The sequence below is a fragment of the Cohaesibacter sp. CAU 1516 genome (genome assembly GCF_005771485.1).
In the GTDB taxonomy this organism is placed as follows: domain Bacteria; phylum Pseudomonadota; class Alphaproteobacteria; order Rhizobiales; family Cohaesibacteraceae; genus Cohaesibacter; species Cohaesibacter intestini.
This window is the reverse complement of sequence record NZ_VANT01000001.1, coordinates 496,477-510,969: the sequence shown is the minus strand read 5'-3', so window position 1 is coordinate 510,969 and position 14,493 is coordinate 496,477. Positions and strand designations below refer to the sequence as shown.

Annotated in this window: 13 protein-coding genes; 6 read left to right on the top strand and 7 right to left on the bottom strand. The window is 56.6% G+C overall.

The window, feature by feature from the left end:
* Positions 1-10: 10 nt before the first annotated feature.
* Positions 11-1,867 (bottom strand): flagellar hook-associated protein FlgK, encoded by a 1,857-nt coding sequence (gene flgK / locus FDK21_RS02265; RefSeq protein ID WP_138147363.1) that lies wholly within the window; start codon positions 1,865-1,867, stop codon positions 11-13.
* A 72-nt stretch (positions 1,868-1,939) separates the two neighbouring features.
* A complete protein-coding gene (locus FDK21_RS02260) occupies positions 1,940-3,292 on the bottom strand; it encodes a flagellar hook-basal body complex protein (RefSeq protein ID WP_138147362.1) in 1,353 nt (450 codons plus the stop codon).
* A gap of 354 nt (positions 3,293-3,646) precedes the next feature.
* Here FDK21_RS02260 and FDK21_RS02255 point away from each other — a divergent pair, with 354 nt between their 5' ends.
* On the top strand, positions 3,647-4,489 hold the full coding sequence (locus FDK21_RS02255) for a MoxR family ATPase (protein ID WP_138147361.1): 843 nt from the start codon (positions 3,647-3,649) through the stop codon (positions 4,487-4,489).
* Between the two features lie 45 nt (positions 4,490-4,534).
* Here FDK21_RS02255 and FDK21_RS02250 read toward each other — a convergent pair whose 3' ends face one another.
* Positions 4,535-5,827, bottom strand: coding sequence for an FAD-binding oxidoreductase (locus FDK21_RS02250; protein ID WP_138147360.1), 1,293 nt, complete (start codon positions 5,825-5,827; stop codon positions 4,535-4,537).
* A gap of 256 nt (positions 5,828-6,083) precedes the next feature.
* Between FDK21_RS02250 and FDK21_RS02245 the strand changes: the two genes are divergently transcribed.
* The 5 genes from FDK21_RS02245 (at position 6,084) to FDK21_RS02225 (ending at position 12,103) form a co-directional block, all read left to right on the top strand.
* Positions 6,084-6,665, top strand: a complete 582-nt coding sequence (locus FDK21_RS02245) for a histidine phosphatase family protein (protein ID WP_138147359.1) — start codon at positions 6,084-6,086, stop codon at positions 6,663-6,665.
* Positions 6,666-6,780: 115 nt separating this feature from the next.
* Complete coding sequence (locus FDK21_RS02240; RefSeq protein ID WP_138147358.1) at positions 6,781-8,316, top strand: YcjX family protein; 1,536 nt, start codon at positions 6,781-6,783, stop codon at positions 8,314-8,316.
* Entirely contained in the window at positions 8,313-9,446 is a 1,134-nt protein-coding gene (locus FDK21_RS02235) for a TIGR01620 family protein (RefSeq protein WP_138147357.1), read from the top strand. The genes FDK21_RS02240 and FDK21_RS02235 overlap by 4 nt, the downstream gene beginning before the upstream one ends.
* 124 nt (positions 9,447-9,570) lie before the next feature.
* The gene (locus tag FDK21_RS02230) at positions 9,571-10,749 is read left to right on the top strand and encodes a VWA domain-containing protein (RefSeq protein ID WP_138147356.1); all 1,179 of its coding nucleotides are present in this window, start codon (positions 9,571-9,573) and stop codon (positions 10,747-10,749) included.
* 121 nt (positions 10,750-10,870) lie between these two features.
* Positions 10,871-12,103 carry an MFS transporter gene (locus tag FDK21_RS02225; protein WP_198662887.1) on the top strand — a complete coding sequence of 411 codons (1,233 nt, stop codon included), beginning with the start codon at positions 10,871-10,873 and terminating at the stop codon, positions 12,101-12,103.
* A gap of 1 nt (position 12,104) precedes the next feature.
* Here FDK21_RS02225 and FDK21_RS02220 read toward each other — a convergent pair whose 3' ends face one another.
* The 4 genes from FDK21_RS02220 to FDK21_RS02205 all read right to left on the bottom strand — a co-directional run bounded on the left by FDK21_RS02220 (position 12,105) and on the right by FDK21_RS02205 (position 14,168).
* Positions 12,105-12,701: a methyltransferase domain-containing protein gene (locus tag FDK21_RS02220; protein WP_171021914.1), complete on the bottom strand. Its 597-nt coding sequence runs from the start codon at positions 12,699-12,701 to the stop codon at positions 12,105-12,107.
* A gap of 158 nt (positions 12,702-12,859) precedes the next feature.
* The gene (locus FDK21_RS02215) at positions 12,860-13,345 is read right to left on the bottom strand and encodes an ASCH domain-containing protein (protein WP_138147354.1); all 486 of its coding nucleotides are present in this window, start codon (positions 13,343-13,345) and stop codon (positions 12,860-12,862) included.
* Between the two features lie 15 nt (positions 13,346-13,360).
* Positions 13,361-13,681: a 2Fe-2S iron-sulfur cluster-binding protein gene (locus tag FDK21_RS02210; RefSeq protein WP_114009391.1), complete on the bottom strand. Its 321-nt coding sequence runs from the start codon at positions 13,679-13,681 to the stop codon at positions 13,361-13,363.
* Between the two features lie 178 nt (positions 13,682-13,859).
* Positions 13,860-14,168 carry an Hpt domain-containing protein gene (locus FDK21_RS02205; RefSeq protein ID WP_138147353.1) on the bottom strand — a complete coding sequence of 103 codons (309 nt, stop codon included), beginning with the start codon at positions 14,166-14,168 and terminating at the stop codon, positions 13,860-13,862.
* Between the last annotated feature and the right edge of the window lie 325 nt (positions 14,169-14,493).

Sequence of the window (14,493 nt, the reverse complement as noted above, 5' to 3'; positions counted from 1 at the left end):
GTCTCATTTCCTAAATGCGCATCAAGGAGTCCATCATCTCCTTGACGGCCGTCATCACACGGGCATTGGCGGTATAGGCGGTTTGCAGCTCCAGCAGATGCGCCAGCTCGGAGTCGATATCAACCTTCGAGCCTTCCTCATAACGCGCCATGACATTGTTCATGACGATTTGCTGGCCCTCGTTCCGGGTCTTGGCGGTTGCACTCTGCTGGGACTGATAGGCGATCACTTCGCGTGCATATTCATCCACGCTCATGGTCACCGGAGCGCCACCATCTTTCAGGTTAAACTGCAGCGAGGTGTTGTTGAGCGCATCAAACATCGCATCCGGGCGCGTCTGATCAGACGCCCCGATCCCGGCGCTATATTTGACCAGCAACGATGGGTCATTCACCAAAGCGGCATTAACCTGGATGCGAGAAGCAAAGCCGGTCTGCTGGACCATGCCATCAACACTGCCGGTATAAAGCCCCGGACCTGTGCCACCATCCACGAAGAAAGGCAAAGCGCCGGCCTGATCCTGAAGGCCCGTCGCCGTCATGCGAGCGTCCAGCGCGGCCACATCCACTGTGTTTGCGGCTCCATCATCCAGAATGCGGATGGAGTTGCCGGACGGATTACTAACGCTGAAGGCACCGCCCAGAGCGGCCTGAATCTGAGTTGCCACGCTGGCCATACCGCCAGAAAAGTCAATCCCCACAACGCTATCGTCATTGCGCGCGGTAACATCATCGCCCAGCGGCAACGACGCGGCAGAATCCACCCGCACGAACGTTACAACGCTGGTCTCACCCGTCCCCACATCCTGATAGGACAGAGTGAACTCGTCGCCCGATTGCAGCCCCGTCAAATCGACATCGAAGCCAGCCTGCGCGCCTGCAGTTGCCGCTGTCCCGGCCACGTCATATTTGGCAAAGGCATCTGCCAGACCATCAGCGAGGCTGTCGAGCTGGTTCTGGGTCTCGACAAGGACCTCATCACGCAGCTCAAACAGGGCACCGATCTTGCCACCCTCAAAGCCGCCAGTGTCGGTCATGTCATGGCGCGTGCCACCCTGCGAAACCAGATTTAGGCTACCAAGCAGCCCCTGCCCCGTGACACTGTCTCGCTTGGTTTCCGCGCTGACGGTGCCATAGGCATCAAACTCGAACTGCGAGGCCACCTGATCATAGATGGTGACACCATTCTCCAGCGAAATCTGAACGGAATTGTTCGGCGCATCATCGACCCGCAGAGGCACGAGTTCGGACAACTGATGGATCAGGGCATCGCGCTGATCCATCATGGCGACTGGCTCAATCTGATTGAGCGTCATTTCCTGAATCCGCCCATCGATATCTTCGATATCCTTGAGCAGGCGGTTCATGTCCTCAACGGCCGTCTCAATGGCAAATTCCGCGTCCTGCCGTAAAGACTGCACCTTGTCGGCGGATTGATTGATCTTCTGCGCCAGAATGGCCGCATCATTGAGCACATCCAAACGGCTTGCGGCATCATCTGGTGACGTCTGCAAGGTCTGCAATGCATTCGAGAAGGAGTTCAGCAAGGTGTCCAGCGCATTGGCACCACCTGGCTGTCCCATGGTGGCATCCACCTGACCCAGATAATCGGCCATCACGTTGGTATAATTGCTGGCGGCGGTTTCGGTCCATAGCTGTTTCTGCGCCACCTCATCGATGGTCCGCTGAACGGTGGTCCCGATGACCGCTGTCACCTTGCCATCGACGGTCACATCTTCACGATTGGAGACCTTGCGCGTATAGCCCGGCGTATTGGCATTGGTGATGTTGGAGGCAGTGATCTCCAGCTCACGGTTGGTCGTGCGCAACCCCGAGGACGCGACAGAAAGTGCAAGACCAAGACCCATGAACCAATCTCCAAATCACCTAAAGGAAAGCCGCCGCACCCAAACAATCGATGCGGCCGGCTCAATCATCTGTTACCGAATGACCTGCATCACTTCGCTCAGCATGTCGCGCGCAGTCGACAGCACGCGGGTATTGGCCGTGTAGGCCTGCTGGGAAACGATCATTTTGGAGAATTCATCGGCGATATCGACGTTGGCCGATTCCAGCGACGAGCCACGAATGGAGCCGGTGGCCCCCAGAATGGCCTCGCCGGAATCTTCCGTTGCCCGGAAGGCGCCGCCGCTTTCACGGGCCAGATAGTTATCACCGTCAAAGGAAGCCAGAATGATCTCAGCCAGATTGCTCGACTTGCCGTTTGAATAGTTGGCAACCACATGGCCTGAGCTGTCGATGCTGATGTTGGTCAGTTCACCAGCGGCGGCACCATCCTGCGACAGGTTCATGTTGGCAACACCGGTCTGAGTGGCGAAGGCCGTGATACCATTACCGCCATGATCAAGGACGATATTGCCAAGGTTGATGCCATCAACCGTCATGCCTGAGACAGTAACGTTTGTGGTAGGTGCTGTCATCGCACCTGTGGAATCAAAGGTATAGTTCTGACCGACATTGGTCCACTTGGTTGCGGTGCCGGTGGCAGTGGAATCCGACTTGTAGTAAAGGTTCCATGTATCAGGGGTGTCGGAAATCTTACCCCAACGCAGCTGCAGGGACGCATTCTCACCATTGGCGATATAGGTGGTGATCGCACCGCCAGAGATGGTCTGGGACAGAAACTGGGTTTCGTCCTGCGCCTGCACGACACCTGCACCGGCCGAGGTCGGATCAACAGTGTAACCCGTACCCGGGGTTATCATGCTGCCTGCAGTATCAGTGGTGGACGGAACTGCTGGCAGATTGCCGGTATATTTGACGGTCGTGGTCGCCTCGGCGGCCATAAAGCCTTCCTCAAAGGTCGCAGGCTGCGGCACGGAGCTCACCGGGTTGCCGGTTGCATCATCCAACTCGATCACTGCCAGATAATGCCCGGCTTCGTTGACGAAATAGCCGTCCTCATCAAGGGTGAAGTCACCGCGACGGGTATACATCGGCGTGCCGTCAAAAATCGGCGTGCCATCGGTTTCACCGATTTTCTCGTAAACGACGAAATAGCCATCACCACTGATCGACATATGGGTCGAGGTATCAGACGACCCAATCGGACCAGACACCGTGTTGGTCTGACGGGAGTTGGTCATGACCGAGCCGGAAGACTGCGCGGACTTGTTTGAGGTGAAGTTGCTGACGAGATCCACGAAAGCGGTATCGACTCGCTTGTAGCCAACCGTCGAGGTGTTGGCGATATTGCCGGAAATATTCTGCATCGATTTGGATTGCGCAGCCATGCCCGCAACGGAGGTCGTAAGCGCCGAATAAAGACTCATGGTACTTCCCTTTGATCAGGTACAAATCAGGTTGCCAATCTGAAGAGCAAAAACCGGGCCAACTGGAAGAATCAAAATTCCCTTTAAATTTCAATTAACTAGAAAATTTAACCTCTTGTTAAGCAGGTAATAAACGCCCCTACTGAACCACAAGCGGCATTTTTTGCCCGCCTGCATGGCCCATTTCTGCCCTATGAAAGACTGTCCGTCTGCAAGATATCAGGCCATTATCGCCCAATTTCCCATTGCACCGTCCTGATTGCCGCGATAGGTCAGACGATGGAAATGGCAATAAAAAAGCACCAAAGCCACAAAGAGCTGCAACCGCATCAGGGCTCAGCAAGGGGAGAAAGCATGCGATTTGAAGGTACGTCCAATTATGTCGCCACCGACGATCTGCGCATCGCGGTCAATGCCGCCATCACGCTGGAACGCCCGCTTCTGGTGAAGGGCGAACCGGGCACTGGCAAGACCGTACTGGCCCGCGAAATCGCCACGGCACTCGATGCCCCGATGATCGAATGGAACATCAAGTCGACCACCAAGGCGCAGCAGGGTCTGTATGAATATGATGCGGTCTCGCGCCTGCGCGACAGCCAGCTGGGCGATGAACGCGTCAAGGACATTGCCAATTACATCCGCCGCGGCAAGGTCTGGGAGGCCTTTGTCTCAGACAAGCGCCCCGTCCTGCTGATTGACGAAATCGACAAGGCCGACATCGAGTTCCCCAACGATCTGTTGCAGGAACTCGACCGGATGGAATTCCATGTCTATGAGACTGGTGAATTGGTCAAGGCCAAGCAGCGGCCAATCATCCTGATCACTTCAAACAACGAGAAGGAACTGCCCGACGCCTTTCTGCGCCGCTGCTTCTTCCACTATATCAAATTCCCCGATGAAGAGACGATGCGCGAGATTGTCGAGGTGCATTATCCGGGCATAAAGAACCGCTTGCTGAATCAGGCGCTCACGACCTTTTTCTCCGTGCGCGATGTGCCGGGCCTGAAGAAAAAACCCTCCACCTCGGAATTACTCGACTGGATCAAGCTGCTGCTGAATGAGGATATCGATCTGGAAACATTGCGTGAGGCGGATGCCACCAAGGTCATTCCACCGTTGCATGGAGCCCTCCTGAAGAATGAGCAGGATGTTCATCTCTTCCAGCGCCTCGCCTTCATGGCCAGAGGACAGAGATAGCGGCCAGCGATAAGACGCAGCTCAAGACTAATGGCAGGTGCGACCCTAGCCGCGCCGCTCTTCCCACATATCTTGCAATTGAAGCCCCCAATAGACCATCTGCGTCGCAATCCGGCCAATCGACCCGCCACCCCACTGGGCGGTAAAGGGCTTGAACAGCCGATGGCGATCCGACGTGCCGGCAATCCCCTCTGCCGCCACCACACCAATGGTCGCTGTGGCATTCAGGCCATGGCCACCGGTCCCGGTTGCCGCCCATAAACCGGGTTCCATTTCCCGCAGGATCGGCATCTTGTGAACGCAATAGCCCATCAGCCCCGCCCAGGCGTGCTCTATCTTGAAATCGCCCAATTGCGGATAGATCGCCAGAATGTCCTTTTTCAGCATGTCGGCCAAGGCTTTCGGCTCTGAGCGGCGCGTGGTGATACGCCCGCCCCACAAAAGCCGCGCGCCATCCTCAACAAGCCGATAATAATCCCCCGCCCGGCGCGTATCGCCAATGCAGCCTGCATAGCGGATCGCCTCAGCCAGACGCTCTGGCATGGCTTCTGAGGTGATCACATAGGTCGCCACCGGCAGAACGGCCCGTTCAAGTTTGGGATAAAGATCCTGCATATAGGCGCTGCCACACAGCAGCACAGCCCCCGCCTTGACCCTCGCCCCGGTCTCGCATGTCACCATCCAGCCAGCACCGGAGCGATCCAGGGCGCGCGCCGGACTTGCCTCATAAAGTCGCCCACCTGTAGCCACCAGATCCGCTGCCAGCGCCAAGGCATAATTAAGCGGCTGGATATGAAAGGCAGTTGGATCATTCAGCCCCTGAAAATAACGTTTGGTGACCAGACTGTCGCGCACCTGCTCGGTGGTCCAGACACCGAAACGGGCCCCATATTTCTCTTTCATATGGTCCGCGGAGCGACGCAACTGATCTTCGTTGCTGTAGCGCAACACCCTCAGCCAGCCCTTTTTCGGCTCAACGCCGGGAGGCTGCAAAGCTGCGATGGTGTTGCGCACATAATCCGTGCCCATCACCGACAGATCGAACAGGGCCTTGGCATGATCCAGCCCCAATTTGTCTTCAAGCGCCTGCATGCCCTCGGCATAGCCGTTGGAAACAAAACCGCCATTGCGACCCGACGCCCCCCAACCAATCCGCTGACCTTCGAGCAAAATGACAGACTTGCCAGCCTTGGCCAATTCTCGGGCCGCTGTCAAACCAGCCAGACCACCACCGATGACACAGACATCGGCCTCCTGCTCGCCCTCAATCGGCGCATGAAAGGCCGCATCGACCTTGGTGTCACGATAATAGCTGTCGATATATTGGTCCATTGTCATGAAAATGTAGCCTGTTGCGATAGAATGGCCGCAGCCGGAGCAGCCCCAATATTGTCATGGGTGGGTTCGCACCAACGAGAACCGTGGTGAAGGGGCAACGTTAAAGCCGTCATTCAATCGAGGCCAGTGCCGATTGCCCTCACACCAGTGGTTTGCACAAGTCTATGCTTTTGTGCCAAGAAGCCTCTGACAGTCAGAAACCCAGAGACTGGCTTGAAGGATCTGACCCAAAGGAACTGACCCAAAGGAACTGACAATGCTGCGTCTTTACTTGCTTCGCCATGCAAAATCCTCCTGGTCCGATCCGTCTCTGCACGACTTTGACCGCCCCCTCAACAAAAGAGGCCGCAAGGATGCGCCAAAGCTGGCCCGCGCCATGCAGGAGCGCGCCTATCACCCCGACCGGATTCTTTGCTCCAGCGCCCAGCGCACCAAAGAAACACTGGCGGGCATCATTCCCGGACTGTCGGGCGATGTCAGCCTCAGCTTGCTTGACGCGCTTTATGAGGGCAATGCACCGGACTATCTGTCACTGCTGCGCCTTCACGCCAAACAAAGCCGCAATCTCATGCTGGTTGGCCACAATAGTGGTCTTCAGGACACAGCGATCCGGCTGGCCGGGCGTGGCGATGTGGACCTGCTTTTGGCTCTTCAAGACAAATATCCAACTGGCGCACTCGCCGTTCTTGATTTCAATACCGATGATTGGAACATGGTCATGCCGGGCAGCGGCAAGCTGATCGATTTCATCAAGCCCCGCGATCTGACCCATCAGGTGGAAGGGAGCGACGAGGCGCATCTGGTTGAAAACCCCGCTCCGACCTTCTTTCGCCGCTAAAGCGTTGGCACATCAAACTTCCATCCCATAACCGCGGTGATGTGCATTTGCATTTGCCACTTTCTGTGCCTACATGCTTTTAAGACAAGACGCCGCTCAAGATCAGGCAGGGCATATGAAATTCTTCGACGAAATGCGCATCGCCGCATCCAACCTCACCGACTTTGCCAGTGACATGGCCGAACCATCCGTCCGCCTCGGCGTGACCGGGCTGGCGCGGGCGGGCAAGACCATTTTCATTTCCTCAGCTCTGCATAACATCATCCATGCTGGTCGCCTGCCGCGCTTCGAAGCCCATGCCACCGGCCGGATCGCGTCGGCCGAGATTGCCCCCCAGCCTGACAAGCTTGTGCCGCGCTTTCGCTATGAGGACCACATTGCCGACCTGACAGACAGGCGCATCTGGCCTGTTTCCACTTCGCGCACCAGCCAGGTTCGTCTGTCCCTGCGCTACCAATCGAAAGAAACACTCAAACGCACCTTTCGCTCCGATCGGATGGCCATCGACATTGTCGACTATCCCGGCGAATGGCTGCTCGATTTGACCTTGATGGAGTTAAGCTATCGGGACTGGTCGAGCCGGTCTTTCGAGCAGGCATCAAAGCCCCTCTACAGCCCCCATGCACGGGACTGGTTCGCCCATTGCGACGGGATTGCCACCAGTCTCGCCAATCCAGAACAGGGCGACGAGCCTTATCTGGAAACCCTTGCCCGCAGCACCGCCAAGCACTTCACCGACTATCTGACCGCCGCCAAACAGGCGCGCGGGGCCTATGCCTTGCTGACGCCGGGGCGCTTTTTGATGCCCGGCGAATATCAGGACAGCCCGGCTTTGTCCTTTGCACCCCTGCCCGACGCCCTTTACAGCAAAGACAAACACAGCCTCTGGGCGATGATGGAGCGGCGCTTTGAAGACTATAAAGCCTCTATCGTTGTGCCCTTCTATCGCGATCACTTTGCCCGCCTTGACCGCCAGATCGTGTTAATCGACCTGCTCGCCGCCTTGAATGAAGGGCCGGAAACCTTGGCTGAGCTGGAAGAAACCATCACCGAGATCCTGCGGGCCTTCCGCCCCGGCTCCCGCTTCTGGCTGCGCAATCTGGTCTCACGCCGGATCGACAAAATCCTGTTTGCCGCCACCAAGGCCGATCACCTCCACCACACCTCCCATGACCGACTGGAACGCATTCTGGCCCGGCTGGTTGAACGGGCCACCGAACGGGTACAATCCTCCGGTGGCGAATGCCAGACCATGGCCATTGCGGCGGTCCGCGCCACGCGCGAAGCCACCCTGACAGTGGAAGGCGATGAGCTGCCGTCCCTTGTCGGCATTCCCCTTGAAGGCGAAATACTGGGCGAGGATGCCTTTGACGGCGAAACCGAATTTGCCCTCTTCCCCGGCGACTTGCCCGCCAATCCCGATCTGTTTTTCCGCGCCGCCGGACAACCGGCACCTTGGGGGCCACATCCGGACAAGGCAGCCCAATTGGAAGACGAACCCAACGAAGATGACCTGTTTCAGGATCCCCTGTGTTTCGTTCGCTTCCGGCCACCCCATCTGGAAAAAGACGCCGAGGGACTGCCCCGCTCGCTGCCCCATATCCGTCTTGATCGCGCCCTTGATTTCCTCCTCGGAGACATTCTGAAATGACCAAAGACAAATCTTCGAAAGGACCTTCGAACGGGACTTCCAAATCAGGCAGCCGCGCCCCGCGCGCCATCAAGCTCGACCGTGGTGCCTATGGCGATGACATGGCCCAGCCAACCCCGAACACCGGCGCGACCCTGTCGATGACACCGGACCATATCCCCGACAGCGAGGACTATGCCGACCGGTTCGAGACGCTGGAAGAACCAAGCTTCAAGCCCGCCCGCAAGAAAGGCTGGTCGCTCAGCACCTTCTTCTGGAGTGCCCTGTCCGGCGTGGTGATGATGGCCCTTGGCCTGTGGCTTGATGGCTTGGTGCGTGAATTGTTCGCCCGTTGGGACTATCTCGGCTGGGCGGGGCTAACCTTGGTTGCCATCGCCACCTTGTCGCTGTTCTTCTTCTTACTGCGCGAATATCTTGCTATGCGACGGCTGTCCCATTTGGGAAATCTGCGCGAGCAAATCGTCGAGTTGCAGGCCAATGGCGACCGCAAAAGCACCATGGCCATAGCGAAAGACATGTTGGGGCTCTATGCCAAGCAGCCTTCGCTTTTCAAGGCCCGGCAGGCGTTGAAACAGGATTTGCCGCATCTGTTTGATGCCGAAGACATCCTCGCCCAGACAGAAAACCACCTGATGCCGCCCTTGGATCAGGCTGCCACCCATCGGGTGCATCAGGCTGCTCGCCGTGTGGCTCTTGTCACCGCCCTCAGCCCCCGCCCCATCTTTGACATCCTTGTCGTGCTGATCGAAACCGTTCGAATGGTCCGTGCCATTGCCGAAATCTATGGCAAACGACCCGGCTTCATCGCCATGCTGCGCCTGTCGGGCCATATTGCAGGCCATCTGGCGGTGACAGGCGGCATGGCCGCAGGTGAAACCCTGATCCAGCAGATTGTCGGCCACGGCTTGGCCGCCCGTCTGTCGGCCAAATTGGGAGAAGGCCTGCTGAATGGCATCCTCACCGCCCGCATCGGGCTGGCCTGCATTGATCTGTGTCGACCGATGCCCTTTGTCACCCAGTCCCAGCCAAAGCTTGGCGCGGTGATCAAGACCCTGCGTGCCCAGTCCGAAGAACTGGAAGGCGAACCATTGAAGGATAAAAAGCAGGCCAAATCGAAGACCAGAGCGTAAATCAGCGCCCCCTGTCAGGACGGCATCTCCATCCATAGACGACTTGACCCTGCCCTTGCACTCAGCCTAACTCATGGGGCGGGCCGCAAACCCGCATTCCAGCGGTCGGCAGAGAAGAGGCACCATGTTCATTCATTTTTTCGCAGAATTGCGGGCGGCCAAGGTTCCCGTCTCCTTGCGCGAATATCTGATGCTGATGCAGGCCATGGAAGCTGATCTTGCAGAAAGCCGGGTCGAGGATTTCTATTATCTCTCCCGCGCTGCCTTGGTGAAGGACGAAACCAATCTCGACAAATTCGATCAGGTCTTCGGCGCCACCTTCAAGGGGCTCCAAAGCTTGTCCGACGCGGTGGAAGAGGCCGAAATCCCCGAAGAGTGGCTGAAAAAGCTGGCCGAGAAATTCCTAACAGACGAAGAAAAAGCCCAGATCGAGGCGCTCGGCGGCTTTGACAAGCTGATGGAAACCCTGCAAAAGCGCCTTACTGAGCAAAAAGACCGCCATCAAGGCGGCAACAAATGGATCGGCACCGCTGGCACCTCCCCCTTCGGGGCCTATGGCTACAACCCGGAAGGCGTCCGCATCGGCCAGCATGAAAGCCGCCATCGCCGCGCGGTCAAGGTCTGGGACAAGCGCGAGTTCAAGGATCTCGATGGCAGCGTCGAGCTTGGCACCCGCAATCTCAAGGTTGCCTTACGCCGTCTGCGCCAATTTGCCCGCACCGGCAGCGCCGACGAGCTGGACCTGTCCGGCACCATCCGCAACACCGCCCACAAAGGCTATCTCGACATCAAAATGCGCCCCGAGCGCCACAATGCGGTGAAGGTGCTGCTATTCTTTGATGTCGGCGGCTCGATGGACGATCACGTCAAGATCTGCGAAGAGCTCTTCTCCGCCGTCCATACCGAATTTAAACATCTGGAATATTTCTACTTCCACAATTGCCTTTACGAAAATGTCTGGAAGGACAATGCCCGCCGCCACAATGAAAAGATCCCCACATGGGACCTGCTGCATAAATTCGGCTCGGACTATAAGATCATTTTCGTCGGCGATGCTGCCATGTCCCCCTATGAAGTCTCCCACCCCGGCGGCTCGGTGGAACATTGGAACAAGGAAGCTGGTTCTGTCTGGTTGTCCCGCATTCAGGATGTTTATGACAAAGTGGTCTGGCTCAACCCGACGCCAGAGCGCCACTGGGACTACACCTATTCCATCGGCATCATAAAGGAGCTGATGCAGGAGCGGATGTTCCCCTTGACGCTAGAAGGCATCGACGAAGCCATGCGCGCCCTGATGCGATAACAGCACGGCTCGTGCATTCATCAATGCTTCCCATCGCCTGCATCAATCATTGTCATTTGACCAATCAGTCACTCTACTGATAGCGTCAGGCCTCTTGTGAATTGCGATGAAGGCCCGAACGATGAATGTGAGCAATCCAACCAACAGCACATGGCGCACACCTTTTGTTATGCTGATGCTGATGAGCGCTGCAATGCAGCTTTCCTTTGCCAGCTGGTGGACCCTGCTCAACAACTTCGCGGTCAATGAAGTCGGCTTCACCGGCCGCGAAATCGGCATTCAGCAATCGATACGCGAAATTCCGGGTTTTCTGGCCTTCACCGCCATTTTCCTTTTGCTGTTGGTGCGCGAGCAGACCTTTGCTCTGCTGGCCCTGCTGACCCTTGGAGTCGGGGTGGCCATTACCGGTTTCATGCCGTCGGTCTGGGGGCTTTATTTCACCACCATCATCATGTCGATCGGCTTCCATTATTATGAGACCGCCAACCAGTCACTGGCGCTGCAATGGCTGCCAAAGGACAAGGCCCCGGCCATGATGGGGCGCATTCTCTCGGTCGCCGCCTTCGCCCAGTTGATCGCCTACGGCATCATCTTCATCACTTGGAAGACCTTCCATCTGTCCTTTGAAATGGTGTTCGGCATTGCTGGCATTCTGACCATTGTCATGGTCGGCTTCCTGTGGCTGACCTTTCCCCATTTTGAAGCCCCGCATCCGCAACGAAAGCAACTGGTGCTCCGAAAGCGTTACTCGCTTTATTATGCCCTGACCTTCATGGGTGGTGCCCGGCGGCAGATCTTCACGGTCTTTGCGGGCTTCATGATGGTTGAGAAATTCGGCTATCAGGTGCACGAAGTCTCGGCCCTGTTCCTGATCAATTGCCTGTTCAACATGTTTTTTGCGCCGCAAATCGGCAAATTCATCGGCCGCTTTGGCGAACGCCGCATGCTGACCGTTGAATATGTCGGCCTGATCCTCGTTTTCACCGCCTATGCCTTCGTCAACAATCCGTGGGCGGCGGCGGCACTTTATGTCATCGACCACGGCTTCTTTGCCATGTCGATTGCCATGAAAACCTACTTCCAGAAAATCGCTGATCCCGGTGACATGGCCCCGACCGCAGGGGTTGCCTTCACAATCAACCACATCGCAGCGGTCTTCATTCCCGCTCTGTTCGGCCTGATCTGGCTGGTCAGCCCGTCTGCCGTCTTCTTCCTTGGCGCTGGCATGGCTGGCATTTCGCTGGTACTGGCCCGTTTGGTGCCGCGCGACCCGGCAGAAGGGCGCGAATGGATCGGCAAGATCACCAAGGCACCGATGGCCGGAGAGTCTGCTGCCAAACAACCCGCAGAATAGCTCAAAGCTTGCGGGCGATCCCCAAATGGTGGGTGCCGATGATACCGGTGCCCACGCCCAGGTCATAGACATCATAGCGATCCAGCGCAAAGCCCGCCGCAGCAATCAAGCGACCCGGATCGCGATTGAGATGACAGCCCGCCGCCATGAAACGCCATGGCGCATTCAGCCCATCCTGCAACCGCGCCACCAATCGGCTCGGCGATCGCCCATGCTCACAAAAGAAAAGCCGACCATGAGGTCTGAGGATCCGGTGAATTTCTGCCAACGCAGACGAGATATCTGGGATGGAACAAAGACTATAGGTCACCACAACCGAATCCGCTGACGCTGATGGCAGAGACATGGCTTCCGCACTTTCCACCAGCAAAGTTGCAGGCAAGTGGTGCGCGGCAATGGCTTTCTGTCCCAATGCGGGCAAGCCGTCATCGGGATTGATACCGATCAGACTGGTCACCGTGGAGCGGTCATAATGCGGCAGATTGAGCCCCGACCCGAAGCCGATTTCCACCACATCCCCGCTCGCCAAGGGAACGATCTTTTGACGCTGCCGGGTGACCATCGGCAAGCCACAGACCCAGTGCACCCCGTTTGGCATCAAGCCACCAAACAGCGAACGGGTTTTTCCAGACGTCGGCAAAGGAGAACAGCAAGGGGACATGGCACACCGTCGGACATTATTTTCAACAAAGTGAAAATAGAGGACCTGACCGGCCAAGGTCAATGCACGAAACTCAGAGCAGCAAAGCTCAGCCTTCAGGCGGCAGGCCATAGACGGCGAAAGCGCTCTGTGATGATCTCCACGTCATCGCGCATCGCGCCACCAATCTCTTCAAATTCCTTGGCGAAAAAGTCCCAATGCACCGCACGCCACCAGGTATAACTCTTGTCGCCTTCCCCTTCGGCGGCAGCAAAGTCAGCATCAATGGCACGAAAAGGCAGGCGGTCAACGGCAATCAACTCAACCAAAGCCACGGGATTGCGATTCCAATTCTGGACAATCAGCAAATCGCCGACCTGCGGCATCCGCTCTTGGCCACTATCAACCCAATACGCCAAACCGCAGGAGGCCCGTTTTTCATCTCGCAGGACAAGATCTGCACAGAGATTGGCATTCACTTCGTCGGCGCAAAAATAATCTGCGGCCACGTGCCGACAGGCCATCGCTTCACGCTGCTGCAGCGACAGGGTGTCCAGATAGGCATCAAAGAAGGCCTGAGTCGCCGCAGTCAGCTTGGTCATCGGACAGGCCTAGCCTCAAGCCTGAAATTCAGGGATGCGAATAACAATGCCATCAAGCTCGTCACTCATACGGATCTGGCAGGACAGGCGACTGGATTCATTCGCATCCTGCGCAAAGTCGAGCATATCCTCTTCCATCGGATCCGGATCGCCGGTTTTTTCCGCCCAGCTTTCGTCCACATAGACATGGCAGGTCGCGCAAGCGCAGGCACCACCACATTCCGCCTCGATGCCGGGCACGCCATTTTTTACAGCGCTTTCCATCACCGTTGCCCCGTTGGAGGCCTCCACTTCATATTTGGTACCATCGAAAGCGACAAAATTGATCTTCGGCATTGGATATCATCTCTGATTGAATTGGTCACATGCCCCGCTATAGCGCAATTTGCCGGTGAGTCAAAGTTGCCTTTGCCCTAAAGCGACAGAACGGCCAGCCCCTCACGCACTTTTCATCCCCAAGCCCTCTGCGATCACAATCGCGATGCTGCGAACGGCACAGAGAATGACAATTGCGTCACAGGTTGAGAATCGCGCGGATATCCTCCATCGCTTCCTCAACCGCGTTACCCAACTGGGCAATCAGCGTCGGATCCGGACAATCTGCCTGTTCCAATTTTTCAGCAACAGCCGCGACATCAACCGCCCCGACCCCGCGTGCCGAGCCCTTGATGCTGTGGGCCAGCTCTTTCACCGATCCTTGAGCACACGCCAGATCAGCCATTTTGTCGTTCATCTGTTGCTCGAAGATTCGCAACACCTCACGCTGCAAATTCGCATCATTCATTGTCTGGCGAGCAAGATGCTCGAGGTCCAGTCGCGCCATGGAACGCCCCCCTTTTTATACATTGTCGACCATTTGAAACCACCGGGATCAGGATTCGCCCGACAGTCACTTTTGATATTTTCTGTTAACCATAATTGCCGAATTTGACCCTGGAATACAAAATTTAATTCCTGTGGTCCCCATCTCCATTGCGACATTGGCTGAACGCTTGGTTTGTCGACAAAAATTCCATTTTTCCAATCTCTTAACCTTAACAGGCTATCCCTACTGTGTGACGTCCCCTCTCCCGTGGCATCGATTGTTGAACAAATGCAGCCAAGGGTCGGAAATTTCTTGTTCCTTTGCCTTTGCTCTGCCTGTACGA

What these genes read in the sequence shown, in the direction of transcription:
- flgK (WP_138147363.1), bottom strand. Translation starts at nt 1,867, where the DNA reads ATGGGTCTTGGTCTTGCACTTTCTGTCGCGTCCTCGGGGTTGCGCACG.
- FDK21_RS02260 (WP_138147362.1), bottom strand. Translation starts at nt 3,292, where the DNA reads ATGAGTCTTTATTCGGCGCTTACGACCTCCGTTGCGGGCATGGCTGCG.
- FDK21_RS02255 (WP_138147361.1), top strand. Translation starts at nt 3,647, where the DNA reads ATGCGATTTGAAGGTACGTCCAATTATGTCGCCACCGACGATCTGCGC.
- FDK21_RS02250 (WP_138147360.1), bottom strand. Translation starts at nt 5,827, where the DNA reads ATGACAATGGACCAATATATCGACAGCTATTATCGTGACACCAAGGTC.
- FDK21_RS02245 (WP_138147359.1), top strand. Translation starts at nt 6,084, where the DNA reads ATGCTGCGTCTTTACTTGCTTCGCCATGCAAAATCCTCCTGGTCCGAT.
- FDK21_RS02240 (WP_138147358.1), top strand. Translation starts at nt 6,781, where the DNA reads ATGAAATTCTTCGACGAAATGCGCATCGCCGCATCCAACCTCACCGAC.
- FDK21_RS02235 (WP_138147357.1), top strand. Translation starts at nt 8,313, where the DNA reads ATGACCAAAGACAAATCTTCGAAAGGACCTTCGAACGGGACTTCCAAA.
- FDK21_RS02230 (WP_138147356.1), top strand. Translation starts at nt 9,571, where the DNA reads ATGTTCATTCATTTTTTCGCAGAATTGCGGGCGGCCAAGGTTCCCGTC.
- FDK21_RS02225 (WP_198662887.1), top strand. Translation starts at nt 10,871, where the DNA reads ATGAATGTGAGCAATCCAACCAACAGCACATGGCGCACACCTTTTGTT.
- FDK21_RS02220 (WP_171021914.1), bottom strand. Translation starts at nt 12,701, where the DNA reads ATGCCAAACGGGGTGCACTGGGTCTGTGGCTTGCCGATGGTCACCCGG.
- FDK21_RS02215 (WP_138147354.1), bottom strand. Translation starts at nt 13,345, where the DNA reads ATGACCAAGCTGACTGCGGCGACTCAGGCCTTCTTTGATGCCTATCTG.
- FDK21_RS02210 (WP_114009391.1), bottom strand. Translation starts at nt 13,681, where the DNA reads ATGCCGAAGATCAATTTTGTCGCTTTCGATGGTACCAAATATGAAGTG.
- FDK21_RS02205 (WP_138147353.1), bottom strand. Translation starts at nt 14,168, where the DNA reads ATGGCGCGACTGGACCTCGAGCATCTTGCTCGCCAGACAATGAATGAT.